22 protein-coding genes and 1 rRNA gene are annotated in these 23,659 nt (G+C 45.4%); 11 read left to right on the top strand and 12 right to left on the bottom strand.

Features of this window, described 5'->3' with window-relative positions; all coding sequences use genetic code 11:
* The first annotated feature begins 2 nt into the window (after positions 1–2).
* Positions 3–118: ribosomal RNA gene (rrf, locus tag LJ740_RS13580) — 5S ribosomal RNA — on the top strand.
* A 738-nt stretch (positions 119–856) separates the two neighbouring features.
* On the opposite strand, the gene LJ740_RS23150 is transcribed toward rrf, so the two are convergent.
* Entirely contained in the window at positions 857–982 is a 126-nt protein-coding gene (locus tag LJ740_RS23150; RefSeq protein WP_267498245.1) for a hypothetical protein, read from the bottom strand.
* A 510-nt stretch (positions 983–1,492) separates the two neighbouring features.
* Between LJ740_RS23150 and LJ740_RS13575 the strand changes: the two genes are divergently transcribed.
* Positions 1,493–2,293: a transporter substrate-binding domain-containing protein gene (locus LJ740_RS13575; RefSeq protein WP_229529630.1), complete on the top strand. Its 801-nt coding sequence runs from the start codon at positions 1,493–1,495 to the stop codon at positions 2,291–2,293.
* 103 nt (positions 2,294–2,396) lie between these two features.
* Positions 2,397–4,214, top strand: a complete 1,818-nt coding sequence (locus LJ740_RS13570; protein WP_229529629.1) for an alkaline phosphatase D family protein — start codon at positions 2,397–2,399, stop codon at positions 4,212–4,214.
* A 48-nt stretch (positions 4,215–4,262) separates the two neighbouring features.
* Here the strand turns inward: LJ740_RS13570 and LJ740_RS13565 are convergent, their stop codons facing one another.
* Both LJ740_RS13565 and LJ740_RS13560 read right to left on the bottom strand, forming a co-directional pair.
* Entirely contained in the window at positions 4,263–4,808 is a 546-nt protein-coding gene (locus tag LJ740_RS13565) for a hypothetical protein (RefSeq protein ID WP_229529628.1), read from the bottom strand.
* Between the two features lie 142 nt (positions 4,809–4,950).
* Complete coding sequence (locus LJ740_RS13560; protein WP_229529627.1) at positions 4,951–5,931, bottom strand: zinc-dependent alcohol dehydrogenase family protein; 981 nt, start codon at positions 5,929–5,931, stop codon at positions 4,951–4,953.
* A 93-nt stretch (positions 5,932–6,024) separates the two neighbouring features.
* Here LJ740_RS13560 and LJ740_RS13555 point away from each other — a divergent pair, with 93 nt between their 5' ends.
* Positions 6,025–6,213, top strand: coding sequence for a hypothetical protein (locus LJ740_RS13555; RefSeq protein WP_229529626.1), 189 nt, complete (start codon positions 6,025–6,027; stop codon positions 6,211–6,213).
* Between the two features lie 304 nt (positions 6,214–6,517).
* Here LJ740_RS13555 and LJ740_RS13550 read toward each other — a convergent pair whose 3' ends face one another.
* Genes LJ740_RS13550 through LJ740_RS13535 form a run of 4 tightly spaced genes read right to left on the bottom strand, consistent with a single transcriptional unit; the run spans position 6,518 to position 9,258 of the window.
* Positions 6,518–7,303 carry a motility protein A gene (locus LJ740_RS13550; protein ID WP_229529625.1) on the bottom strand — a complete coding sequence of 262 codons (786 nt, stop codon included), beginning with the start codon at positions 7,301–7,303 and terminating at the stop codon, positions 6,518–6,520.
* 27 nt (positions 7,304–7,330) lie between these two features.
* The gene (locus LJ740_RS13545; protein WP_229529624.1) at positions 7,331–8,197 is read right to left on the bottom strand and encodes a flagellar motor protein MotB; all 867 of its coding nucleotides are present in this window, start codon (positions 8,195–8,197) and stop codon (positions 7,331–7,333) included.
* A 19-nt stretch (positions 8,198–8,216) separates the two neighbouring features.
* On the bottom strand, positions 8,217–8,912 hold the full coding sequence (locus LJ740_RS13540) for a permease prefix domain 2-containing transporter (protein WP_229529623.1): 696 nt from the start codon (positions 8,910–8,912) through the stop codon (positions 8,217–8,219).
* 10 nt (positions 8,913–8,922) lie between these two features.
* On the bottom strand, positions 8,923–9,258 hold the full coding sequence (locus LJ740_RS13535) for a PadR family transcriptional regulator (RefSeq protein WP_229529622.1): 336 nt from the start codon (positions 9,256–9,258) through the stop codon (positions 8,923–8,925).
* A gap of 170 nt (positions 9,259–9,428) precedes the next feature.
* Between LJ740_RS13535 and LJ740_RS13530 the strand changes: the two genes are divergently transcribed.
* The 5 genes from LJ740_RS13530 (at position 9,429) to LJ740_RS13510 (ending at position 16,058) form a co-directional block, all read left to right on the top strand.
* Positions 9,429–10,502 (top strand): CNNM domain-containing protein, encoded by a 1,074-nt coding sequence (locus LJ740_RS13530; protein ID WP_229529621.1) that lies wholly within the window; start codon positions 9,429–9,431, stop codon positions 10,500–10,502.
* A 161-nt stretch (positions 10,503–10,663) separates the two neighbouring features.
* Positions 10,664–10,798, top strand: a complete 135-nt coding sequence (locus LJ740_RS13525; RefSeq protein ID WP_324255611.1) for a hypothetical protein — start codon at positions 10,664–10,666, stop codon at positions 10,796–10,798.
* A 93-nt stretch (positions 10,799–10,891) separates the two neighbouring features.
* Complete coding sequence (locus LJ740_RS13520) at positions 10,892–11,944, top strand: aldo/keto reductase (protein WP_229529620.1); 1,053 nt, start codon at positions 10,892–10,894, stop codon at positions 11,942–11,944.
* 164 nt (positions 11,945–12,108) lie between these two features.
* On the top strand, positions 12,109–13,389 hold the full coding sequence (locus LJ740_RS13515; RefSeq protein ID WP_229529619.1) for an ABC transporter substrate-binding protein: 1,281 nt from the start codon (positions 12,109–12,111) through the stop codon (positions 13,387–13,389).
* 11 nt (positions 13,390–13,400) lie between these two features.
* Entirely contained in the window at positions 13,401–16,058 is a 2,658-nt protein-coding gene (locus LJ740_RS13510; RefSeq protein WP_229529618.1) for an ATP-binding protein, read from the top strand.
* A gap of 172 nt (positions 16,059–16,230) precedes the next feature.
* Here the strand turns inward: LJ740_RS13510 and LJ740_RS13505 are convergent, their stop codons facing one another.
* Positions 16,231–17,235, bottom strand: coding sequence for a DUF2339 domain-containing protein (locus tag LJ740_RS13505; protein WP_229529617.1), 1,005 nt, complete (start codon positions 17,233–17,235; stop codon positions 16,231–16,233).
* A gap of 184 nt (positions 17,236–17,419) precedes the next feature.
* Complete coding sequence (locus LJ740_RS13500; protein WP_229529616.1) at positions 17,420–17,920, bottom strand: hypothetical protein; 501 nt, start codon at positions 17,918–17,920, stop codon at positions 17,420–17,422.
* 234 nt (positions 17,921–18,154) lie between these two features.
* Here LJ740_RS13500 and LJ740_RS13495 point away from each other — a divergent pair, with 234 nt between their 5' ends.
* Positions 18,155–18,562 (top strand): ribonuclease E inhibitor RraB, encoded by a 408-nt coding sequence (locus tag LJ740_RS13495; protein WP_229529615.1) that lies wholly within the window; start codon positions 18,155–18,157, stop codon positions 18,560–18,562.
* Positions 18,563–18,653: 91 nt separating this feature from the next.
* Here LJ740_RS13495 and fusA read toward each other — a convergent pair whose 3' ends face one another.
* The 3 genes from fusA to LJ740_RS13480 form a co-directional block, all read right to left on the bottom strand.
* The gene (fusA, locus tag LJ740_RS13490) at positions 18,654–20,741 is read right to left on the bottom strand and encodes an elongation factor G (protein WP_229529614.1); all 2,088 of its coding nucleotides are present in this window, start codon (positions 20,739–20,741) and stop codon (positions 18,654–18,656) included.
* A gap of 217 nt (positions 20,742–20,958) precedes the next feature.
* On the bottom strand, positions 20,959–21,579 hold the full coding sequence (locus LJ740_RS13485) for an MBL fold metallo-hydrolase (protein WP_229529654.1): 621 nt from the start codon (positions 21,577–21,579) through the stop codon (positions 20,959–20,961).
* Positions 21,507–21,755, bottom strand: coding sequence for a hypothetical protein (locus tag LJ740_RS13480; RefSeq protein WP_229529613.1), 249 nt, complete (start codon positions 21,753–21,755; stop codon positions 21,507–21,509). Before LJ740_RS13480 ends, LJ740_RS13485 begins: the two co-directional genes overlap by 73 nt.
* A 118-nt stretch (positions 21,756–21,873) precedes the next feature.
* Here LJ740_RS13480 and LJ740_RS13475 point away from each other — a divergent pair, with 118 nt between their 5' ends.
* Complete coding sequence (locus LJ740_RS13475; protein ID WP_229529612.1) at positions 21,874–23,655, top strand: peroxidase family protein; 1,782 nt, start codon at positions 21,874–21,876, stop codon at positions 23,653–23,655.
* Positions 23,656–23,659 lie beyond the last annotated feature (4 nt).

Below are 23,659 nucleotides of genomic sequence, written 5' to 3'. Positions count from 1 at the left end.
TGTCTGGCGGCCATAGCGATACGGAACCACCTGAATCCATTCCGAACTCAGCAGTGAAACGTATTAGCGGCGATGGTAGTGTGGGGTCTCCCCATGTGAGAGTAGCACACCGCCAGGCTCCCAATTTGAAGAAGGGTTACCGCAAGGTAACCCTTTTTTATTGCCTGCGATTTATTCAGTCCTGCACATTTATTCTTATCCAGGGTAACCCTTCATCAAATCGAAGGTTGGTGTCACTACCTCACGGTCAGCGCTTCACGAAGTGGACTCCCGGCCCGTCGCAGAGCTCCGGTCGTTCAGAGGGCCGCTGCTGCGCAGCTGTAAACACCCTCTTCACCCCCATGTGAGAGTAGCACTCGGCAACTGCGTCCTGCGTTGCTCTAATCTCCTGCATCCATGCAGGGAACCGCCAGGCTCCTGGTTAGAGAAAGGGCTATCCGTTTGGGTAGCCCTTTTTTGCATTTGTCATTCCGAAAAGTTCAGTTGCTGTGTCAATACAGCCGGATAGCCCTCTCCCTAAATAGCGATTAGCTGCGCTAATTCACAAGAGAAACCTAACCCATCAACTTAACTTCATCACATGCACTCTGATTAGTGTACGGGGGACAAACGTCCCTGAAGGTCGTTTTTTGCTCCTGCAAAAACGACATTCACTACATCCATGTAGCTTATGGCAGCCAGCGTTTTAGTAACTTGAAGTAATCTATTTTTGTTTGTGTTTAAGCTATGAGGTTTAAACCTTCCATGGTAGGGGCTTCCAGCTCGACGTCCCCTTGTCTCGCGTTCAACCCTAAAATAGCTCCAGGTATTCGCTATTTTTAAACGGGTTTCACCCATGTGCAGTCGTTCGGCCGGGCTAAGTAATGGTTGTTTGTGCAGGTTCGTCGTAAACACATCCCTGATGACCGTCACCCTTGCCGGGTCGTTCAGCCCTGACAAAGCTCCAGGTATTCGCTTCGTCCGAGACGGGCTTCACCCCCATGTGAGAGTTCTGTTTTATCTTAACTAGCGATTAGCTGCGCTAATCTAAAGGAGCAAGCCAACCAATCGGGGTATTATGTTGAGTCTCGTTTACTGATTATTGTAAAAGAAGGAGAGTTGTAACTATCTGATCTTTGGTTATTTTATTTTAGTGCTGAGACGGAGATTTAGGATTATTATTTCGATCTCAAAACGGTTTTTGCATGTGAGGTAAACATGTCTGATGCAGTTTCGAAGGTGCTAAACGATATGATCAAGGTCTTTATTTCTTTAGCAATTTTGGTAATAGCTGTGATTATTCTCTACAAAGAACCATTTATGTAATTTTTCTCCCCGTTATCACGAGCTAACTGCGGCGATTCGTCAAAGTTAGCTCAATGTATGTTTCTGGTCTGTTACTGCGGCCTATCAAGAAATTGTTTATACCCTTGCTGTCTTCGTAAATTAATTTACCGCAATTAATTGCTACACTTAGGAATGTTGAGTTTAAAACTTAAGTGATGGACATTTCATGAAGCGTAAAGCCTTAGTTTTGCTGTTGTTAGGTGTTATCGCCTGTGCTGTGCAGGCGCAGGCGAATAAGTTGTACTACCCCAAAGCAGAGGCACATTTTGATGAACGAACGGGCTACCCGTTGCAATTGTTGCGTCTGGCATTTTCCCGCTCAGAATCACTCTCAGAATACGATCTTTATCCAGGCGAGTTGCAAATGCCCAGAGGACGCAGTTTAAAGCTGGTAGAAAAAGGACTTGGTATTGACGTCTTTTGGGCTATTTCTACCGCAGAGCGACAAGAGAACTTAAAAGAAGTTAATTTCGATATATATAAAGGTTTATTCGGTTATCGTTTGCTTTTTATTCAGCAAAATAACCTGGAAAAGTTTAAACAATTGGACCGGGTTAAGTTACAACGAAATGTCGCCGGTTTGTCACCAGACTGGCTTGATTATCAAATCCTCAAAGCAAACGGCTTTACCGTTCAGGGTACCAGTTCTTATGCTGGTTTGTTCAAGTTATTGGAGCTGGGTAGGGTAGACTACTTGCCGCGTAGTGTGTTCGAGGCCTGGTCAGAATTAGAACATTTTCGGGAAAAAGACATGATCGTTTCTCCCAGTATCGCGCTGTATTACCCCATCAGTTTTAACTTTTATTTTAGCAAAGAGAATGCGCATTTGGCCCTGGATTTAGAAAAAGCCTTGAAAGAAATGCAATCCGATGGCAGCTTTGAGGAGTTATTTGACCTGGTCTGGCAAGATGCGCTACGAAAGTCTGAACTGGACTCTAAGCTCATTTTAAAATTGAAGTATCCGTAAACGCTGTCTTGTAAGTGTGAATTTAGTTATTTGTTTTTAACATAGCTGTCATCAGATCGGGTCATGATACGTTCTTAAAACCCTAATATATAAGAAAAGACCCATGAAAATAAATACTCTGTCCCGACGTCATTTTTTAAAGCTCACTTCCAGGGGAGTGGGTTTAGCCATTGTATCTTCCGGATTGATGGCCTGTTTTGATGGTAACGATTTGTCGTTGCCTGAAGTGCCCGAACCGACACCCGTACCTGAGCCCACACCAATACCTGTTGCATTTGAACACGGGGTTGCCAGTGGCGATCCGACACAGTCTGCAGTCATACTCTGGACCCGGGTTACCCCGGTTGAAGAAGGCTTTGATGGGGAGTTGCCCGTCAGTTGGGAAGTGGCCAGTGATGCTGAATTTCAGACTTTGGTCACAAATGGTTCTGCTAACATTTCAGCCGATACCGACTATACATTGAAAATCGATGCGATTGATCTGGCAGCGAATAGTACCTATTACTATCGCTTTATCAGCGGAGAAAGTACATCACCCGTTGGCGTAACTAAAACCTTACCTGAAGGCGATGTTTCTGCTGTTAAACTGGCTGTTATGTCTTGTTCAAATTTTCCGGCTGGATATTTTAATGTTTATGATTTAGCCGCGGAGCAAGAAGGACTAAATGCGGTGCTGCATTTAGGCGACTATATTTACGAATATGGCCGGAATGGTTATGCCAGTGAAAATGCTGCCGCTATGGGCCGGGAAGTATTACCTGAAACAGAATTAGTGTCTCTAAGTGATTATCGCACGCGTTATGCACAATACCATACAGATCTGAGCCTGCAAAAATTACACGCCGCAGTACCGTTTATCGCAGTGTGGGATGATCACGAAGTTACCAATGACACCTGGCGAGATGGTGCTGAAAACCATCAGGTCGAAGAAGGAGACTTTGAGGAGCGTAAGTTAGGCGCGCTACAGGCTTACTTCGAATGGATGCCAATCAGACCGGTAATCGAAGATAATAATGAAGTCATTAACCGGCAGTTTAATTTTGGTAATCTGTTGGACTTGTATATGTTGGATACGCGTGTTGTGGCGAGAGATCAGCAACTCGATTACGCCAATTATATAGACCCTGCTACAGGCGCGTTAGATGCCGCCAGCTTCACTGCTGATGTTAGTGATACCAATCGCACTATGCTGGGCGCGGAACAATTGCAGTGGTTGCAAGGTGCTATGACTATGTCTACAGCTACCTGGCAAGTACTGGGCCAGCAGGTGTTGATGGGCCGTATGATGCTACCTGCGGCGATCGCCACTCAACAACTGTCGGTGAGTCAATTTGCTGAATTGGCGCAGATTGCGATATTGGCTCAACGTGCACAAGCCGGAGATCCTACACTGACGGCAGAGGAACTGGCGTATCTGCAAGCAAACAGTGCACGGCTAACACCTGAGGTGATGACTCTGTTAAGTTTACCTTCTATTCCATACAACCTGGATGCATGGGATGGTTACGCATACGAACGGGAAGTCGTGTTAGCAACCGCCAAACAATTGAATAAAAACCTGGTGGTATTGGCCGGTGATACTCATAACGCCTGGGCTAACAACTTAAAAGATGTTAATGGGGATATTGTCGGTGTCGAGTTTGCGACGCCTTCGGTGTCTTCTCCCGGTCTGGAAGTGTATCTGGGTATCGCTCCCGAAGATTTGGCGGCAACGGAAGCTGGTATTCAACAGTTAGTCGAGGATCTGCAATACGTGAATGCCATGGACCGGGGTTTTATGACTCTGACTTTTACGGCTGATAAAGTGGTAAGTGAATGGCACTATGTGGATACCATCAGTAGTACCGAGTACTCTGCAAACGTTGCAAGAGCGCGCACTGCTGAATCTTCGGTGGTCAGTCCGGGTATCAGCCTGCTATAAGACGGAACAACAGGGCGGGAAACCGCCCTGTTACAAGCGTTATAGTGATCACATCATGCTATCTGCAGAGCAGTAGTCCAGATTTGGACCTTCTTTTGCAGAATAGATCTCAACCCTTTGGTAATCCAGCCCGGTAAAAGCATCTTCAATAGTGTCGCTAAATATATCGGCTTCGGCGCTAATTTGTTCTCCCAGACTGCCCAACACTTCAAAATCTGCCTCATGGACCGTCATCAAAGCTGACAGCTTATCGGCCACAATTTGCTGCTCTTTCATCAGTTCTTTGTCGATGTACAGTGTTTGTTCAGTCTCCTGGATGGCTAATCTGGTTAGTTCCTCAATTTCTTTACCATAACCTGAAAGCTGTTTTTCAACCGATTTTAAGGGTTGGTGGATGGATTTCATCTGTTCTTCCAGGGACTGGATTTTCAACCAGGCTTTGGTCTCTTCTTCCGACAGCGCAATGTGTTTAACGATTTGACAATCGTTAATGGCAGCGGCGTATGTTGCAGGTAATGTCTGATTTGCCAGTGCATAGATGGAGATTAATAAACCGGTAGCAGACGTAATAACGATTTTGGCTAAACTTTTCATAACAATGACCTTTTGTCAGGGAATTGTTATGTAAGTCGTCAATCAATATGAAAAAGTTTGAGGAGCAATAAAAATAAAGGAGTAAAAGTTTGTCGATGTCAGAAAGTAAATAAGGCGACTTGTTAAAGTCGCCGTAGAGCTTTTATGCGGTTACCAGTACTTTGCCATTGCGTTCGCCTTGTGCGGCATAAGCAACCGCTTCTTTAATGTCTGCCACCTTGAAGACCTTGTCAATGGGGGCTGATAGTTTGCCGGTAGCTATCAGCATCGCTAATTCGTTATACAGCTTTTGCTGTGCTTCGTTGCTGGCGTGTTGAAACCACAAAGCCAACCAGAAACCTTTTACAGTGATATCTTTGAAAATCAGGTTTGCAGACGAAACCTGCGCCGCTTCTCCACTCATCATGCCATAGTTTACCAGCGTACCCTGAGTGGCCAGGCAATCAGCTAGTCGGTTAGATGCCGCTCCGCCTACTGCGTCAATAGCCAGTTTAATGTCGGCTTTGTCGGTGGCTTTGCGAACTCGTTTAGGTAAATCATCGCCGTCCACCAAAACCAGATCTGCGCCGATATCCTGTAAAGGCTGTATCAGTGATTCGCGACGTACAATATTAATCGTTCTGAGGCCCTTTAACTTAGCCAGTTGGATCAAGTAATTGCCCACCGCTGAATTGGCTGCGTTTTGGATAACCCAGTCGCCGGGTTTTAAATCGGCAAACTCTGATAGCATTAATGCCGCCGTCGGTGGATTTATGGAAAGCATTGAAAGCTGTTGCGGATCCGCTCCTTCAGGCAATGGGATGAGCTTTTTAGCCGGCGCAACAATATGAGTTGACCAGGTGCCAAGCCCTACAGGTAGCAATACCGACTGGCCTTCGACCAGGCCTGTGACATTACTTCCCAGCGATACCACTCTGGCGACACCTTCATTACCGCCAATTGCCGGTAAAGGCGGTAAAATGCCATATAAGCCGGTTAAGGTAAGCACATCAGAAGGATTAATAGGGGAGGCCTGCAATTCCAGTAAGACTTCATCTGCTTGTAATTCAGGCGCTTCAAATTCAATTGCCTGAATGACGTCCTGAGGCACAGGCCCACGTTGTTGGTATTCTGCTTTTAACATGATTATCCTTGAATGGTCAGCTTGATAACTGAGTGTAGCAGGCTTGTTAAAAATTTAAACGACTGTTTGAAATTAGTTATTGGTAGTTGTTTGATGCTTGCTTTTTATGGGGATGATTTTGGTGGGCAAGATAACAATGACAGACAAGCTAGCCAACAGCACGGCGACGATGTCGCCAATATCAAACACACCCAGTTTAAAAAAGGGTTGAATGCACTCGTAGAGCACACACCCGCCAGTAACCGCAACAATGGTTTTGAGAGTTGGTTGCAGTTTATCTAAATAAATGGCAAGGAAGATGAGTGTTATACATCCCAGGTAACTGGTCATTGAGTTTGCAACACCAAAATCCCAGACATTATTTTTATAGATCCAGGGTCTGTATAGCTCAGAAGATATGGGGTTCAAAATAAAAGTCAGGGCGATAATCCATTTGCAATAGAGGGGATTGAGCTTTTTAAATTCCAGCATTTTGTTAATATCAATAACCCTTAATGCAACAAAAAAAAGAAACACTTCGTTTAGGCTAAAGCAATTTTTCATCTGAATAAAGCCTACCGAGGTACAGGTTTAAAAAGTCAGCGGATTACCCTCCTGAAATGATTTGTTTAAGTTCATCTGATGATTTGCGCCTGTGAGTTTCCACGTAGGTTTGCAGAAATTCATAGGTAGCTTTGGGGTTTTGCCCCTGCATGATCTTAAGCGCAGCGTCTTTGACCAGGGTTTGATAGAGCAATATTTCATTACTGCGGGCGTTGAGCTTTTTCGCTAAAGGCGTTGTAATGCCATTGGCAATCAAGGCGCCATATAGTGTGGTTAACAGTGCTATTGCCATACTGGGGCCTATAGTTTTTGGGTCCTCCATATTTTGCAGCATAGCAACCAGACCAATTAAGGTACCCACCATGCCCATGGCGGGAGCAAACTCAGAAAAGGTCTTCATTACTTTTACTGATTGTTGGTTGCGCTCCCGGGTGAGATAGATTTCTTTATTAAGCAAGGCATCAATGGTTTCATGATCGTAACCGTCTACCAGCATATCCACTGTTTTGGCTACAAAAGGATCATCAAGCTGTTCATTTTCCAGTGCTAATAAACCGCCTTTTCTGGATTTATCCGCCATTCGTATACAGACGTCGATAGTCTCTTCCATATTGTGACTGTTACTTTTAAAAGCCAGCCAGATATTGCCCGTGGCATTGAGAAACACTTTCGGCCTGACACTCAACATAGTTGCCCCGAGGGTCCCCAGTATAACAATGGCGATTGAGCTGGGGCTGATGTAGTTGCTGATGGATTCACCGCCGGTGGATATACCGGCAACAATCGCAAAAATAACCAGGAATATGCCGATGACTGAGCCTTTATCCATTTACAGAATTCTCTCTTAACATTTCATTTATTCGGGTAACAGAGGCAAAAATGCGGACTCTGTGGCTTTACCTTGCGATATGGTGATTTCAACCCGCCGGTTTTGGCGCATATTTTCCGGGCTATCATTGGGCACCAGTGGCTGGCTGGCAGCCATGCCCCTGACGATGAGGTTGTTTAGTTGTCCGTTGTAGTTTAGCACCCGTGCCACCGAAATAGCCCTGACCGCAGAAAGTTCCAGGTTGTCCCGGAATAACTCATTATTTAATGGGCGACTGTCCGTATGACCTGACACCATTAATTGGCCAGGTATATCAGCTAAAATATCGCTGAGCTTTTGCAATGTGGTTTTTAATTTTGGTTGCAGAAATCCACTGCCAGAAGCAAAGGAACCATGTTCTTTTATCCGAATAACCAGTTGCTGTCCCTGATTATCCAGTTCGAATTGTCCGGCGTTAATCTGGTCTTTCAAGGCGTTTCTGACTTTGTTGCGTAGCACATCTGGCTCAGGTTTATGCTGCCCATTTAAATTATCACTGTTATGCTCAACTTTACTTTTGGATGGCGCAATATCTTCTGTAAAGCTGTGTTGTTGCTCAAAGGTTACCTGTTCGATGCGTGTCATTGGCGAGGTGTCTGGTTTACCTGGGCGAAATTCCTGAGCTATTACACTGGTACCTTTAGGGATATCCTGAACATTAATTTTATTTTGCACACCAAAGGCATATTTCATAGAACCGGCGATTTGTTTGAATTTCTGCACGTCCAGTTCAGAAAAGGACAATAACAGAACAAAAAAGCACATAAGTAGCGACATAAGATCGGCAAATGTGGCCAACCAGCCCTGAGCACCTTCTTCCTGCTCAACGTCCTCTAATAATTGCTCGGTTTGCATCTTTTTTTGTGAGCCTGTCTTACTTTTTAGATTTGCTCAGAATAAACCACGCCATCGGAAGAATCAGGTAAACAATGGATAGGGTCATGAATGCTACCGGAGGTCCTACATGACGGGCTTGGGGTTGAATGATCTCGATATAGATCAGTCCAAACAAGTAGGGAAGCAGCATTAACATTGTGCACCATGCGGCAGCTTGATGAGCAGAGAAATCTGCACGTTTATTGCGTATATAAAGTGCCGCCAGGGCAAACAGGGTCCAGAGAGTGGCTGGCGTATTGAAATACATGCCCAAATCGAAGTCAGAGAGCAGTTTGTCTGTGCCAAGAGATAAAACTTCAGCTTCAAAAAGAAAAGTGTGTACCTGGCCCTGTAACAGGCTCTGCCAGATATGTTCTGAGGTGTCATGGTCCATATTACTCAACCATGAAATCATCAATACCAGTGTCGGAAACAGCACCAGGGTAACAGCAATCACCAGTTTTTTAAGTAGCGATTCAGTGGCAAGATATTGTGCGAAAAAATGTAGTGAGGTTTGCATCGTTTGTCTCCAATACCAGCGTGTGGCGTTTTGCTTGTTGTATTTCAACAAGGTTGTAAATTCTTCTTCCAGATCACCTGTTATGCTCTCTCTGAGATGAGCAGGTACCACCAGATTCAAAATACGATTAGCCAGTGCCGGAGGACGTGGATCTGAACTGTTTGAATTTTCCATGGTGTTATCGTTAGCGGCTATAAGTGCGAATTGAAATCCCTTGCCAAAGGGTATCCATTGCTTCCCTGGCGCGTTTTAGAGATTGCTGTCCTTTCGCCGTTACTTCAAAAAAGCGTTTGGGTTTACCACCCCGCTCTGCAGTGGCTTCACCAAAGTGGGAGGTAACCATGCCTTTTTTCTCCAGTCTTTCCAGCGTTGAATAGAGGGCTCCAATGGCGACATCTCGCTGAATTTCTTGCTGTAATAATTGTCGCAAGGAGGCCCCATACGCCTCTTTTCCCAGATGCAAGCAAGCTAACAGCACCACCTGTTCAAATTCCCCCAAAAACTTTTCTTTGTCAGCCATAGTACTGTTCTCAAAATAATTATGACTACAATGTAGTATTAATTGGATGAAGATGGCAAGTATTAATTACTACAAAATAGTAATAATCTTGTTTTCGCTGAAAAAGCCTCAAAATTGTCTTACTATGCAGAAGCGTTTTAATTGATTCACAGATTGGAAAGGAAAAAGTAGTGCTACTACTGATCACATACGTACTGATTGCTTTGGGTTTTTCGTTTATATGTTCTGTTGCTGAAGCTGTAATTCTGAGTGTTTCATCGGCTTATATTTCTTTAATGGAGCGGGATGGCAAACCAACGGGAAAGTTGTTGAGAGATTTGTCAGCTGACATCAATAAGCCGTTATCTGCAATACTGACTCTCAACACCATTGCTCATACGATGGGGGCCGCAGGGGCAGGGGCGCAAGCCGCCGTGGTGTTTGGCGATGCCTATCTGGGTATTATTTCTGCTGTGCTGACCCTACTGATTTTAGTTTTTTCGGAAATTATTCCAAAGACATTAGGTGCCACCTATTGGCGACAACTAGCGCCACTTACAGCGTTTTTCCTCAAGTATCTGATTATCGTGCTTTATCCCTTTGTAAAAATGTCAGAAAAATTAACCAGCGGCTTTAAAGAAGAAAGCCCATTGCGTGGCTTAAGCCGCGGGGAGATGTTGGCTATGGCGGAAATTTCAGCACAGGAAGGTCAGTTAGCCGTTCACGAAATGAATTTTATGCAGAGCCTGTTGAACCTGCATGAGCTAAAGATCAAAGACGCCATGACCCATCGAACCGTGGTTTTTTCACTACCCGAGCGTATGACCGTCGAAACCTACTTTCACAAGCACGACAATAACGAGTTTTCACGGATCCCTATTTATGAAGAAAATGAGCCTGAAAAAATCAGTGGTTTTGTGATGAAGTCGGATTTGCTGCTGGCACAGGCACGTGGCAATGGCCAGAAACAGTTATTTGAATACAAAAAAGACATGATCGTGATGCTGGCTGGCATGCCATTATCATCAGCTTTTGACAAGTTCTTAAGCCAACGTGCCAATATGATTTTGGTGGTTGATGAGTACGGCGGGCTGGAAGGTATTATTACCATGGAAGACCTTCTGGAAACGCTTTTAGGCATTGATATTGTGGACGAAAATGATCGCACCGTGAGTATGAAGAAATTAGCTAAGAGCCTGGGTAAAAAGCGGGAAAAGTCAGTACTGAGTAAAATTCAGGAGAAACAAAAAAACGATAAAAGTTAATTGCTTTAAACATGAGTTCTGGTTGAAAAGCAATCACAAACACATCTCAATACTCGAAGGTTTGTAACGACAAGGCCGTTGGGCAACTTGCTTAGCACGCTCTGCAAACACTGATGCAGGGGCGCACCACCATAATCATTGCACACAGGCTGTCAACTATCATGAATGCTGATAAGATTGTCGTCCTGAATGACGGTCAGATTGTGCAGACAGGGAAACACAAAGAGTTGGTTGCTCAGCCAAATAGCCATTACGCCAAATTGGTTGCTGCGCAAACTGCTGCAGAGGCAGCTTAGTAACTACTCCAGAGGCCTTCTGGTCTCTCGGTCTGGCGACATTCATACTTCTCAATATATTTCTTCATTTCATACACATTACAGGAAGTCACAATGCGATATTCCAGATTAGGTAGTAGCGGGTTAGAGGTGTCCAGAGTTTGCCTGGGAACGATGACGTGGGGTCAGCAAAACAACCAGCAAGAGGCAAACCAACAACTAGATTATGCCGTGGCAAATGGCGTTAATTTTATCGATACCGCCGAACTTTATTCGATTCCACCCAGATCTGAAACCTATGGCGCCACTGAAACCATTATCGGGAATTGGTTGAACAATAACAAAGAAAGGCGTCGAGATCTGGTGTTGGCCACGAAAATAGCTGGCCCGGGCCTCAGTTGGATTCGCGACGGTTCGCCAATTTCTGGTGAAGCTGTGATTGCCGCTGTAGATGCCTCTTTGCAACGGTTACAAACAGACTATATTGACTTGTATCAGTTACATTGGCCAAACCGTCGTCACCCGCACTTTGGCAATCATTGGCCCGGCGAGGTCAAATTTTCTGATACTGACTCTCAGGCAGCTTCCGGTCAAATGTTGGAAATTTTGCAGGCCTTAAAACAGTGTGTGGACGCCGGGAAAATTCGCTACTGCGGACTCTCTGATGATACGACCTGGGGCATCAGTGAGTATTTGAAGCTCAGCACCAGGTACAGTTTGCCGCGCATGGTCTCGATCCAAAACGAATTCAACCTGTTGCACACCAAAGATTGGCCATACCTGATTGAACAATGTATTCACGAAGATATTGCTTATTTACCCTGGTCACCATTGGGGGGCGGTGTATTGAGCGGAAAGTATCTCAATGGGGCCAGACCTGAAGGTAGTCGCTGGACGATAGCGCAACGCAATGGCTTATTCAGAGATAGTGTTGTTGTTGAGCAGGCCGTTACCGAAATCAAATCGCTTGCTGAGCAACATGGGCTGACGGCAGCGCAGCTGGCTTTAGCCTGGTGTGATCAGGTGGACGGTGTCACTGCCACAATCATCGGAGCCACGAGCATGGCGCAACTACAGGAGAATCTCAACGCATTTGATGTGAGTCTGTCTGATGAGTTGCACAGTGAAGTGGTTAATCTGTTAAAACGCTATCCACTCCCTTTTTAAAGGAACGCTATTATTGTGATGTGAAAAATATTTCCAAATTGTTTCTGATGGTTGTTGTGACATTGGAATTGTTGTTCAGTCAGCGAATATATACTAATGGATAGTTGCGAAATTCATTACGCAGTGCCACGCTTTATCGGTGATAAAAGTATTGGTGCTTACACATGGCGGAACCAAAAGACACTGGAAGTTCGGGGTCAACAACAAGACGACATTTTCTCAAAGGGGCATTGGCGACGGTATCTGCTGGTGCTGCGCCTTTTGCGATCGGTAAGCCTAAGCCTGTTCTTCGGGTGTTGGGGACTCATGTCACTCTCAGAGAAGCAATAAGAGAACAGGCGGAAGCTGATCTGGGAATTCGCCTGATGTTTGAACCCAAAGGTAGTGCCGCCGTTTCGCAAAAAGCTTCGGTAAATCCACAGAGTTTTGATCTGTATGAGCAGTGGTCTAACAGCATCAATGTGTTATGGCGTTCTCAGGCCATTCAACCCATAGAAAAGCGCAGATTGCGCTACTGGGATGAAATCAACGATTTAACCAAAACCGGTAAAATTTCGGAAAAAGCGAAAATTGGTGCCGGTGATGCACCGCATAAAATTCTCCATGTGCAAAAAGACGGTTCACTGTCAGCACAACACACGGATGAAATTAGTTTTTTGCCCTACGTCCATAATGTTGACTCATTTGGTTATGTGGTTAACAAAATGCCAGACCGCTTTAAAGCGGATAACGAAAGTTGGGGCTGGCTTCTGGACCCGGAATTTAAGGGGAAGGTTGCTATTGTCAATGATCCCACCATTGGGTTGTTTGACTTAGCTCTGGCAGCTCAGGCCAAAGGTTTAGTGACCTTCAACGATATCGGCGCTATCACTGAATCGGAAATGGATGCATTGTTTACTGTGCTTCTCAACCTAAAACTGGATGGCCATTTCAATGGTTTTTGGACATCGGTACCTGAGTCTGTAGAGTTTATGAAGTCTGGCCGCGTGGTCATTGAAAGTATGTTCTCACCGGCAGTTTCAAGCCTGAATGGACAGGATATACCGGTCAGATTTGCCGCGCCGAAAGAAGGTTATCGGGGCTGGCACGGGGTAATGTGCCTGTCAGCCGCCACCAAAGGAAGGGAAAAGGAAGCTGCTTATGACTATATGAATTGGTGGCTCTCCGGATGGCCTGGAGCATTTATTGCGAGACAGGGCTACTATATTTCCAATCCACAGCGTTCAGCCGGGTTTCTAAGTCAGGCTGAATGGGATTATTGGTACGGGGGGCTACCCGCACAGACAGACCTGAGAGGACACGATGGCAAAGTGTCTGTAAAACAAGGACAAATCAGAGCCGGGGGCAGCTATACCGAGCGATTGGGGAATGTAGCTGTATGGAATACCGTGATGCCGACCTACGAATACAGTTTGCAAAAATGGTATGAGTTTATTACCGGGTAAGGATTTTCTGGATGTTAAGATCAATTCGCTCACAGTTGATATTTGTTATCGCTGCATTGATCGTTCTGTTTTTACTGCAGACCTTTCTCAACCAAAAGAGTCAGTTGCAATTAAGTACGGCACTGGATAATTCTGCGCTGTCATTTGCTGATCTAAAGCAGGTGAAAGAAATAGAATATGATCTGTTAAACCTGCAACGCACCGTACTGTTGTTTATCAATACCGGAAGTCCGTCAGCGGTTACCCGGTTCACCCGAACTATGGATAAAATCAACGCGAACCTTGCGCGATTTGAAGCACTACACGAGTCTGATTTACCCAGTTTGCTGAATGATAACCTGTTACAAAGAATGCAGGCACACTTGCAGGATTATCAGTCCAATTTCGAACAGGTGGTGGCTGCCCGTGCAAAACGCGAAGAGTTGTTAAAGCAAGGCACTATTAAACGGCTGGACGAGATAAAGAGCCGGTTAATGGGTATCAAAAATGAGCCATCGCTTCACGCGCTCATTCAACAATTACTTTGGCATGTCAGTGAGGCAGAAATTGCTTCTATCCGCTATACAGTGCAACCCAGTAGTGTTCATATTAATCAGTTTAATGACAGCTTGTTATTTCTTGAGTCCAGACTCAGTGAGTTACCCGAGACAATACGCGCTGCACAATTCAAAGAAATTGAAACGGCACGTAGTGATTTTTTGGCCCTGACTCAGTTAATTCAGGGAAATTTGTTTTTGGTGAACGTGGTGATGGCCGGGGCGGCGAACGAGTTTCTGTATCTCAGCACTACGTTGGTGGAAGACGTCGCACAGACGCTGGAACGCAACCGACAACAATCTCAACAGCTGGTGCAAAAAGCTGAAATTCATAGTTATCTATTTTCTATCATTGCCATTTTGCTGGCTTTTGCCGCGGCGGTTTATACGGTTTTAAGCATATTAACGCCCATCAGGTCTATTACCGAAGTCTTTAACAAACTGGCCAGAAATGAAAAGGTCGGTGCTATTCCTGGGTTAGAGCGCAAAGATGAAATAGGCGCCTTGGCAATTGCGGCACAGGTGTTTAGCGACAAGAATAATGAAACACAACAATTACTCGCAGAGACGCAGAATACCAATGACCGCATGACGCAACTGAATCAGGAATTGATGCAGGCGAAATCAAAAGCGGAGAAAGCAACGATTTCCAAAAGTATGTTTTTGGCGAATATGAGTCATGAAATTCGCACCCCCATGAATGGTATAATTGGATTAATCGATTTGGCCACGAAAAAGACGAACCAACAGGAGGTGCGCTCTTATCTGGAAAAAGCGTCCTATTCCAGTGAAATACTAATGACGGTAATCAACGACATTCTGGATTTTTCCAAAATTGAAGCCGGTAAAATGGAAATCGAAAAAAGCAGTTTTGAGCTGCATGGCTTTATTGATAATTTAATTTCGGTAGTTTCGCTGAGAACAAAAGAAAAGAACTTACAGATCAAACTGGATATTGACCCCAACCTGCCCAACAAAGTCGTGGGTGATCCACTGCGACTTTCACAGATCCTGATGAATATCTGTAACAATGCCGTCAAATTTACGGAACATGGCCAAATCGAAATTCGATTTGGCGGTGAGTTGAATACTCAGGGCAATGAATTGCAGTTGCGTATCGCGGTGAAAGATTCCGGTATCGGCATGAATGAAGAGCAGTTAGAGAAAATTTTCAAACCTTTTGAGCAGGCAGATGGTTCAACCGACAGAAAATATGGTGGTACAGGGTTGGGGCTCTCTATTGTGACTCAGCTACTAAATTTGATGGGCGGAAAGATAGACGCTGAATCAGAGCCCGGCAAGGGGAGTTGCTTTTATGTGCAATTACCCCTCAGTGCGTTTAAAAAGCAACCGTCTATATTGGATGGTCTGCCCTGTTTGCCGGAAAACAGTATTTATGTCACTGACAAAAATTTTATTGATGAGTTCTATTGCGACAGTGTGGGGCTGAGAAACAAACGTGTTGCGAAACAGGCACTGGCTACGCTATTGCAACGACAGGATATAACACATTTACTTATTGATATTGAGTCTCCTGCGGATTTGCGACAGTTCTTAAGTGAATTACCGGGTTTACTGGAAAACAGGATACGGATTGGCATCATTATTAATACTTTAATTTCAGATACCTTAAACATGACGGACGCCCGTTACCTGGCGTTAGCCGTGCCATTCAGCCCGTTGCAATTTAAGAATTTTATTTCTGATTTTGTCACTGAACGCAGCGATATTACCGACAGTGCAGCCGCCACTGTATATCATGAAACGCGTTTAAACGGACATATCCTGTTGGTGGAAGATAACGATATCAACCAGGTGGTAGCCGGGGAGCTTTTGAAAACATTGGGCCTGACTTTTGATATAGCAGAAAACGGTGTTGTCGCCGTCAGTAAAATTAGCAATTTCCCCCATTACGATGCCATTTTGATGGATATTCAGATGCCACAAATGGATGGTTATACGGCAACAAAAACGATTCGGGATAAAGGTTACAACGACATTCCGATAATTGGCTTATCTGCCAATGCGATGAAAGAAGATAAGCAAAAGGGCAAAGAAGCCGGCATGAACGATTACCTTACCAAGCCGATAAAACGAGATATATTGACAGCGATGTTAAAAAAATATCTATAGGGCCTGTGGCTTTGTGCGGATAGTTTGCCTGCCTGCCTGACGAGTCCGGTCTAGGCTCCTGCGGTATTCAAATTTCAGATGTGCCAGTCTCTGATATTCAAGGTAGCGACACCCATAACGGTTCAGTTAAAAATTGACAATGCGCGACAGGCGCCGCGCAATTGCCTTTTCGCTATTGCAGTGACGGTAAATAACTCTGCGCTTTGCCCGGCAACAGAGCAACAATGGCGTGACGGGTTTGCTGCCAGTAGGCCGACAGCAACAGCAGACTACCGCCGATAAAGATACCAGTCAAAGCCATGCTATAACTAACGAGTCCATAGTTTTCCAACAGACCACTCATTGCGTACACCACGTATACCAGAGCTGAAACCATGATCGCCCGTCTGTCGACAATAATAGATATTAATGCCAGCAGCGCGTACAGAGCTAACACTAACAGCGCGGTAGAGTAACCAGTTACCCCTGAAAATATGCCCAGCGTGCTAAATATGGGATGCACAATCAGCGGCGCTGATAACAGGTGCAACCAGAAAGCGATGTCTGAATTACGGGTTTGTCTTAGCGGGTCCCGGGCATCCCAATACATTGCAACAGCAAAGGTCAATAACCCCGCAACGGCAAGATAAGGTTGATAAAAGTAACGTATTTCTGGATATTGCAGGAATAATACCCCAAAGGTGCCCAGCAATAGCGCTATCATACCTGCTGCAACTGTTACCGGGACACGGAATCGTTGCCAGTGAACCCAGGCGCCAAAGACTGTCAGTAGTCCGGCGGCGATAAACTGAGCCTCATGCACCTGCTGCTCAGCACCGAACAGGGTAACCGGTATTGCGAATAGCCCCGCCAGAAAGGTAATCAACAACCCTATGGCGGGCAGCGCCATGCGTTTTCGTTTAACAAATACTTCTGCTAACCCCCAGGAGCCGGCGGCTAATGCGATTGCGCCTAAAACCGGCTGATTTTCAAAGCCCAGCCAGGTCAATGAGGCCAGAAGCAGGGCACTGGCAATAACCACAAAAACATCATTGAAACCGCTGAGCAGTCGAAAGTTTTCTTCATCAACCTGATGGATATTGCGAGATTGCGCAAAGTGCTGTCTGAATTCGTTAACGGATTGGGTGCTAAAGATACCCTTTCCGATTGCTTCGTTGAGATCTTCATCTGAGTACATAGGGGCTTCCTCGTTTTCTTTTTCTACGTCATACTCTGGTCAGCAAATCTGAGGCCATATATAAAATTCAATAAAAACAAAGGGATAGTGATTTTCGAAGACGGTTTTGTGAAATTAACCAATTTTTATTAGGAATTTAAGTGAATTTTTGGTCTAAATCACAGCGAACCGCGGTTGTGACCAATCATTTATGAGTGATGAGTTCGACTAATTCTGCTATCAACTGCGTGATGTGTTGTTCAAATAGCACAAGACGCGCCTGGTAGTCCGCATTGATATTGTCTTTAAACTCCTGAAAAATAATTTTTAATGCAAGCAGTAACCGGTTGATGTCGGCATAAAACTCGTTACCGACATTAAACGAGCTGCACTTAAATGCCGTATCCAGAGCCAGAATTTCAACTTCAATACTTTGGATGTGACGGGATTCACTGCGTGTTAAGGGGGTACCTGAATAGCTATGGCGGCAAGCAACAGCCTGTTGCTCACTTTGTTGCCGGATCAAATGATAAGGGAAACACAGGACATTTTCCTGGCCTCTTGATTGACGCGCGAGTTCTTCCCAAATCGCTTTGAGATTCAATTTCAGGTTTTGGCTGGTGGCGAGAGAAAATGCTTCAATTGTGTGCTTGTTTGCGACACTTGTCTCTGAATGTAGCTCACACGTCTTTTGTCTTCTGTTCATTGCGCCACCGCAGGATTAATCCGATACAGGGTATTTTATTGCGCAGTTAATTCAAAAACAATGCAATGTCACGCTGATTGGGGTATGGCCGGCGAGGGGGGCGTATAACGTGATATACTATTAAGGTATTAAAATGTATACCTAACTCTCTGCTGACATCAGTAATGTCACTGATTTTTAATTATTATATTCGACTCGTTTACAGGCGACAGTAAAACTGTCCGGAGGCCACGAATGATACCAGAAAACAGATCAGTAATAGAATGGATTAGAGAAATAACCATTGGATTAAAACATCGCAATCTGGATATCAACACGCGGGTTTCCTTATCATTTTACCTTGAACATAGCTCTGAGTCGGGCGCTAAAAAACTCGCGGAACTCCTTGCTTGTGAAGGTTTTGATACCGATATAGATGCGTTTCAGCAACATCTGAATAAATGGCGCTGCTGGGCCAATATAAGTATTGTTCCGAATACCCCAAATTTGAGTTACTTGTTACATTTATTGAAAGACAAAGCGGTCGAGTTTGACGGTCAACTTGAAGGCTGGGAAACAAACCCTTATGAATCAGGTCAGGAACTGGGGCAATTGATTGCAAAGTTGGAAAACGACTGGCAGGAGGTTATGCGCCAGGGGTAAGCCTGTTTTACTGTTCTTGTTTTTAACCGATTCTGCATAAAAAAAGCCCCGGCATTTGCCGGGGCTTTTTGATTCAGCTTGTCAGAAGCACTTATTTAGCTGCTTTACGCGCTTTGGCTTCTTCGATAACTTTTTCAGCTACTGCATTAGGACAAGGCATGTAGTGTGAGAACTCCATAGAGAACTGACCACGGCCTGAAGTCATAGTACGCAGGTGACCGATATAACCAAACATTTCAGACAGAGGTACGTCAGCTTTAACACGTACACCTGTTGCACCAGCTTCCTGGTCTTTGATCATGCCGCGACGACGGTTTAAGTCACCGATTACGTCACCAACGTGATCGTCTGGCGTGAATACGTCAACCTTCATGATTGGCTCCATCAATTGCGGGCCAGCTTTAGGCATAGACTGACGATATGCGCCACGAGCAGCGATTTCGAAGGCTACAGCCGAGGAGTCAACTGCGTGGAAACCACCGTCGTACAACTCAACTTCAACGTCCAGTACCGGGTAACCAGCAAGAACACCTTGGTCCATCATAGACTTGAAGCCTTTTTCGATGGCAGGGAAGAATTCTTTAGGAACGTTACCACCAACAACCACAGATTCGAATTTGAAGCCAGAATTTGGCTCACCCGGACGGATGCGGTAGTCGATCTTACCGAACTGACCAGAACCACCAGACTGCTTCTTGTGAGTGTAAGAATCTTCGATAGGCGCAGTGATGCTTTCACGGTAAGCAACCTGAGGTTGACCTACTTCCAGCTCAACACCGTAAGTACGCTTCAGGATGTCTACTTTGATATCTAAGTGCAGCTCACCCATACCTTTCAGGATGGTTTCGCCAGACTCTTCGTCAGTTTCAACCTGGAAGGACGGATCTTCAGCTACCAGTTTACCGATAGCGATCCCCATCTTCTCGTTGCCGCCTTTATCTTTAGGCTTAACAGCAATAGAGATTACTGGCTCAGGGAAGATCATCGGCTCAAGCGTACAAGGGTTGTTAGGATCACATAACGTGTGACCAGTTTGTACGTTCTTCATACCGACAACAGCGATGATGTCACCCGCTTGTGCAGAAGTTAATTCTGTACGCTCGTCTGCGTGCATCTCAACCATACGGCCGATACGCTCAGTTTTACCTGTTGCAGAGTTAAGGATGGTGTCACCTTTGTTCAGCTTGCCAGAGTAAATACGGATAAAGGTTAATGCACCGAAACGGTCGTCCATGATTTTGAACGCCAGAGCACGGAACGGCTCGTCAACAGATACTGTTGCAACTTCGCCAGTAGGCTCACCAGTTTCTTCGTCAGTCAGATCCTGAGGATCAACTTCTGTTGGAGAAGGCAAGTAATCAACAACGGCGTCTAGTACCAACTGAATACCTTTGTTCTTAAAAGCAGAACCACAGTAAGTTGGGAAGAATGCCAGATCACGTGTACCTTTACGGATACAACGCTTGATGTCTTCGATAGAAGGCTCTTCGCCGTCCATGTAAGCCATCATCAGATCGTCGTCTTGCTCAACCGCAGTTTCGATCAATTGCTCGCGGTATTCTGCCGCTTTATCAACCATATCTGCAGGGATATCAACTACTTCGTAGTTTTCTGGCAGACCAGAATCATCCCAGATGTACGCTTTCTGAGAAAGTACATCTACAACACCTTTGAATTCGTCTTCGATACCGATAGGCAGAGTCATTACCAGCGGGTTAGCCGCCAATACATTCTTAACCTGACCAACAACGCGGTAGAAGTCTGCACCCATACGGTCCAGTTTGTTAACGAAAATGATACGAGATACTTCAGATTCGTTAGCATAGCGCCAGTTAGTTTCTGACTGTGGCTCAACACCACCTGAACCACAGAATACACCTACACCACCGTCAAGTACTTTCAGTGAACGGTATACTTCAACTGTAAAGTCAACGTGTCCTGGAGTATCGATAATGTTTAAGCGGTGATCTTTCCAGAAACAGGTTGTTGCAGCTGACTGGATGGTAATACCACGTTCTGCTTCCTGTTCCATGAAGTCGGTAGTTGATTCACCGTCATGTACCTCACCGGTTTTATGGATTTTACCGGTAAGTTTAAGAATACGTTCTGTAGAAGTTGTTTTCCCCGCGTCTACGTGAGCGAAGATACCAATATTTCTGTACTTAGCTAAGTCTGTCATGGCTTCACTTTTTGGAGTTAAAAAAAAATTGCGCGGCAGTATACACCATTTTTGCAAAATAGATCAGGGATATTGCCACTAATCTGATTATTTTACGTTCAAATGGTGAAAAACCAGGCGTTTCGAACGGTTTGTATGGAATTTGCGCGTTATCGCTTTTTGTAACAGTCTAAGATAGTGCACTGTTATTGCTGAATTATGTCAAAAATAACCTGGGTTATTCAATACTTTGCACTTCTCCTGGCGTAGAAAAATACCGGTAATCACTGTCTTTCAGGTATTTGGGTACTTGTTTGGGCACATGAACCCCTATGTGCTTTTTCACATTCAAAATTTCATACAGGATATCTCTGCCTTCCGCAGACATAAAAAACCAATAGGGTGGAAAATTCACGGACGTCATTTGCTCTTGCCAGAACGCCTCGTAGGGGAGGTAATGGCTATCATCCGGATCGGCATCCCCCATATGCATTGCTGAGAAATTGTCACCCAACTGCACTCTGAAGATTAAATTCTGAACATCTTTTCTGCCTGGCCATCCGGCATGAGGAATGCGTAAGGCACTGATCTGCATTCCCTTAATGAATTGTTGCTCAGGCGCTGCTTTGAAATCCAGATTAAAGGCATGGAGCTGTTGTTTGGGCACCCGATATTCTTTCAGCATATCAATCGCTTGCTGGGGAGCGACTAAGACCGTGTCTGGAAATTTAGAGAGGTATTCAGCTACATCGTAAGCCGAAAAGTGATCTTCATGGGCGTGGCTTATCACGATTGCGTCGATGTTGTCGTAGGGCGGTGCACCGGCCATGATGGCGCTGTGCATTGCTTCCGGTACCAGTTGATAAATACCAAAATCGTTATGGAAAAATGGATCAAACAGGATTTTTTTTGTTCAGTTTGTACCAGAACGGCACTGTTACCCAGATAATGAGCATCGCCATGGGCAAAACACAGTTGACTGTAAAAAGCACTAAACAGGATGGCGATATTGCCAAATAAGCTCAATTGTTTCATATCACCTTCTCTGATTCTCAGTTAATAAAATATTTTGTCAGTTTTTCGTAAATCAATGTCAACCATTGGTAATTGTACGCGTTGTATAGGGTAAACAATCCGCAGTTTGGAGAACAAGATGCGACTAAGTACCCTGATACTATACATTGTCACCACCATGACCGGCAGTTTAGCACTGGCTCAGCAAAACCCGGAACAAGCAGCAAACGCAACACAGGTTAATTCCGAAAATAAAACCAATCGGGTTTCTCCGGTACGCAATATTGAGCGCGATGCGCGGCCCCAGCCAGAAACCCCGGTTTTTGAGGTCAGAGCCATTGATGGTCGTAATAATAATATTGAGAATTCCGCTATGGGGGCAACTCATACTGTGTTACAGCGCTATACACGCAGTGGGTACAGCGATGGTATCAGCAGCCTGGCCGGTGAAAATCGCCCTTCGCCCAGATTGATCAGCAATCTGGTGTTCGCGCAAGACCACGTTGTCCCCAATAGTCATTCAGTCACCGATTTTATGTGGCAGTGGGGGCAATTCCTCGACCATGATATCGATTTGACCGATGGTATTGATCCGGAAGAACCGGCCAACATCCTTGTCCCGGCCGGGGATCGTTTTTTTGATCCCCTGAGTACAGGTATTGCGGAAATTCCCCTTAACCGATCCGTTTATGATCTTGAATCAGGTACCGACCAGGAGAATCCAAGGCAGCAAATCAACGAGATAACGGCCTGGATAGATGCTTCTAACGTTTATGGATCTTCCGCGCAGCGGGCTGAGGCGTTGCGTCTGTCAGATGGTTCGGGCCAGCTAAAAACCAGTGAAGGACGGTTACTGCCTTTTAATGAGTCCGGATTAGCGAATGCCGGTGGTACGGCAAACACATTGTTTCTGGCAGGAGATGTGAGGGCCAACGAGCAGGTGGGATTAACCACCATGCACACGCTTTTTGTCCGGGAGCACAATCGTCAGGCTCGTCGGATCAGACGTGATCAGCCTGATTTAAGTGGTGAGGAAATCTATCAGGCTGCCAGAGATATCATAACGGCACAGATGCAGGTAATCACCTACCGTGAATTTTTACCCCTGTTGCTGGGCCGCAACGGCATTCCTGCTTATCGGGGTTACGATGCCACGCTCAATGCTGACATTGCCAACGAATTTTCCACGGCAGCCTATCGTCTGGGGCATAGTTTATTGAGCCCACAAATACTGCGGTTAGATGAAAACGGAGAAGAAATTGCAGCCGGGCACCTGTCGTTGAGAGAGGCGTTTTTCCGCCCCGATGAAATCATCAACGAGGGGCTGGAACCGATATTGAGGGGACTGGCAAGTCAGGTTTGTCAGACGATCGACAACTATGTCATAGATGATGTACGTAACTTTTTATTTGGCCCGCCAGGCGCTGGTGGTTTTGATCTGGTGTCGCTGAATATTCAGCGCGGTCGGGACCACGGACTAGCCTCTTACAATCAGGCCCGGCAGGACATGGGCCTGGTGCCGGTATCCGACTTTTCTGAAATTAGCTCCGATGTGTTGGTACAAACCGCCCTGGCAGCCGCTTATGAAACGGTTGACGATATAGATATGTGGGTGGGTGGTCTGGCTGAAGACCACTATGAAGATGCGATGGTGGGGGAGTTGTTTTTTTACATCCTGCAACGTCAGTTTGTGGCACTTCGCGACGGCGACCGCTTCTGGTATCAGAACAGCTTATCAGAGGACCAGATAAAGCGGGTCGAGGACACGCGTTTGTCTGATATTATTCGCCGCAATACTGCGATTGGCAGTGAATTGCAGCGCAACGTGTTTCTCGCTGCGGATGCACAGCGCAATGGCCGAAATAATGGTGACCGACGCGATAACAATGAGCGGTCTGAAAGCGGCGATGGACGTCCCTGAATTA

Source organism: Planctobacterium marinum (assembly GCF_020687805.1).
GTDB classification, from domain to species: Bacteria; Pseudomonadota; Gammaproteobacteria; order Enterobacterales; family Alteromonadaceae; genus Planctobacterium; species Planctobacterium marinum.
Note: the sequence above shows the minus strand (reverse complement) of the source record. Positions and strands in the feature narration are given on the sequence as shown.

Bases quoted from the DNA above. Each gene is read 5' to 3' on its own strand.
- LJ740_RS23150 (WP_267498245.1), bottom strand. From the start codon at position 982: ATGGGGGTGAAGCCCGTCTCGGACGAAGCGAATACCTGGAGCTTTGTC.
- LJ740_RS13575 (WP_229529630.1), top strand. From the start codon at position 1,493: ATGAAGCGTAAAGCCTTAGTTTTGCTGTTGTTAGGTGTTATCGCCTGT.
- LJ740_RS13570 (WP_229529629.1), top strand. From the start codon at position 2,397: ATGAAAATAAATACTCTGTCCCGACGTCATTTTTTAAAGCTCACTTCC.
- LJ740_RS13565 (WP_229529628.1), bottom strand. From the start codon at position 4,808: ATGAAAAGTTTAGCCAAAATCGTTATTACGTCTGCTACCGGTTTATTA.
- LJ740_RS13560 (WP_229529627.1), bottom strand. From the start codon at position 5,931: ATGTTAAAAGCAGAATACCAACAACGTGGGCCTGTGCCTCAGGACGTC.
- LJ740_RS13555 (WP_229529626.1), top strand. From the start codon at position 6,025: ATGCTTGCTTTTTATGGGGATGATTTTGGTGGGCAAGATAACAATGAC.
- LJ740_RS13550 (WP_229529625.1), bottom strand. From the start codon at position 7,303: ATGGATAAAGGCTCAGTCATCGGCATATTCCTGGTTATTTTTGCGATT.
- LJ740_RS13545 (WP_229529624.1), bottom strand. From the start codon at position 8,197: ATGCAAACCGAGCAATTATTAGAGGACGTTGAGCAGGAAGAAGGTGCT.
- LJ740_RS13540 (WP_229529623.1), bottom strand. From the start codon at position 8,912: ATGGAAAATTCAAACAGTTCAGATCCACGTCCTCCGGCACTGGCTAAT.
- LJ740_RS13535 (WP_229529622.1), bottom strand. From the start codon at position 9,258: ATGGCTGACAAAGAAAAGTTTTTGGGGGAATTTGAACAGGTGGTGCTG.
- LJ740_RS13525 (WP_324255611.1), top strand. From the start codon at position 10,664: ATGAATGCTGATAAGATTGTCGTCCTGAATGACGGTCAGATTGTGCAG.
- LJ740_RS13520 (WP_229529620.1), top strand. From the start codon at position 10,892: ATGCGATATTCCAGATTAGGTAGTAGCGGGTTAGAGGTGTCCAGAGTT.
- LJ740_RS13515 (WP_229529619.1), top strand. From the start codon at position 12,109: ATGGCGGAACCAAAAGACACTGGAAGTTCGGGGTCAACAACAAGACGA.
- LJ740_RS13510 (WP_229529618.1), top strand. From the start codon at position 13,401: ATGTTAAGATCAATTCGCTCACAGTTGATATTTGTTATCGCTGCATTG.
- LJ740_RS13505 (WP_229529617.1), bottom strand. From the start codon at position 17,235: ATGTACTCAGATGAAGATCTCAACGAAGCAATCGGAAAGGGTATCTTT.
- LJ740_RS13500 (WP_229529616.1), bottom strand. From the start codon at position 17,920: ATGAACAGAAGACAAAAGACGTGTGAGCTACATTCAGAGACAAGTGTC.
- LJ740_RS13495 (WP_229529615.1), top strand. From the start codon at position 18,155: ATGATACCAGAAAACAGATCAGTAATAGAATGGATTAGAGAAATAACC.
- fusA (WP_229529614.1), bottom strand. From the start codon at position 20,741: ATGACAGACTTAGCTAAGTACAGAAATATTGGTATCTTCGCTCACGTA.
- LJ740_RS13480 (WP_229529613.1), bottom strand. From the start codon at position 21,755: ATGAAACAATTGAGCTTATTTGGCAATATCGCCATCCTGTTTAGTGCT.
- LJ740_RS13475 (WP_229529612.1), top strand. From the start codon at position 21,874: ATGCGACTAAGTACCCTGATACTATACATTGTCACCACCATGACCGGC.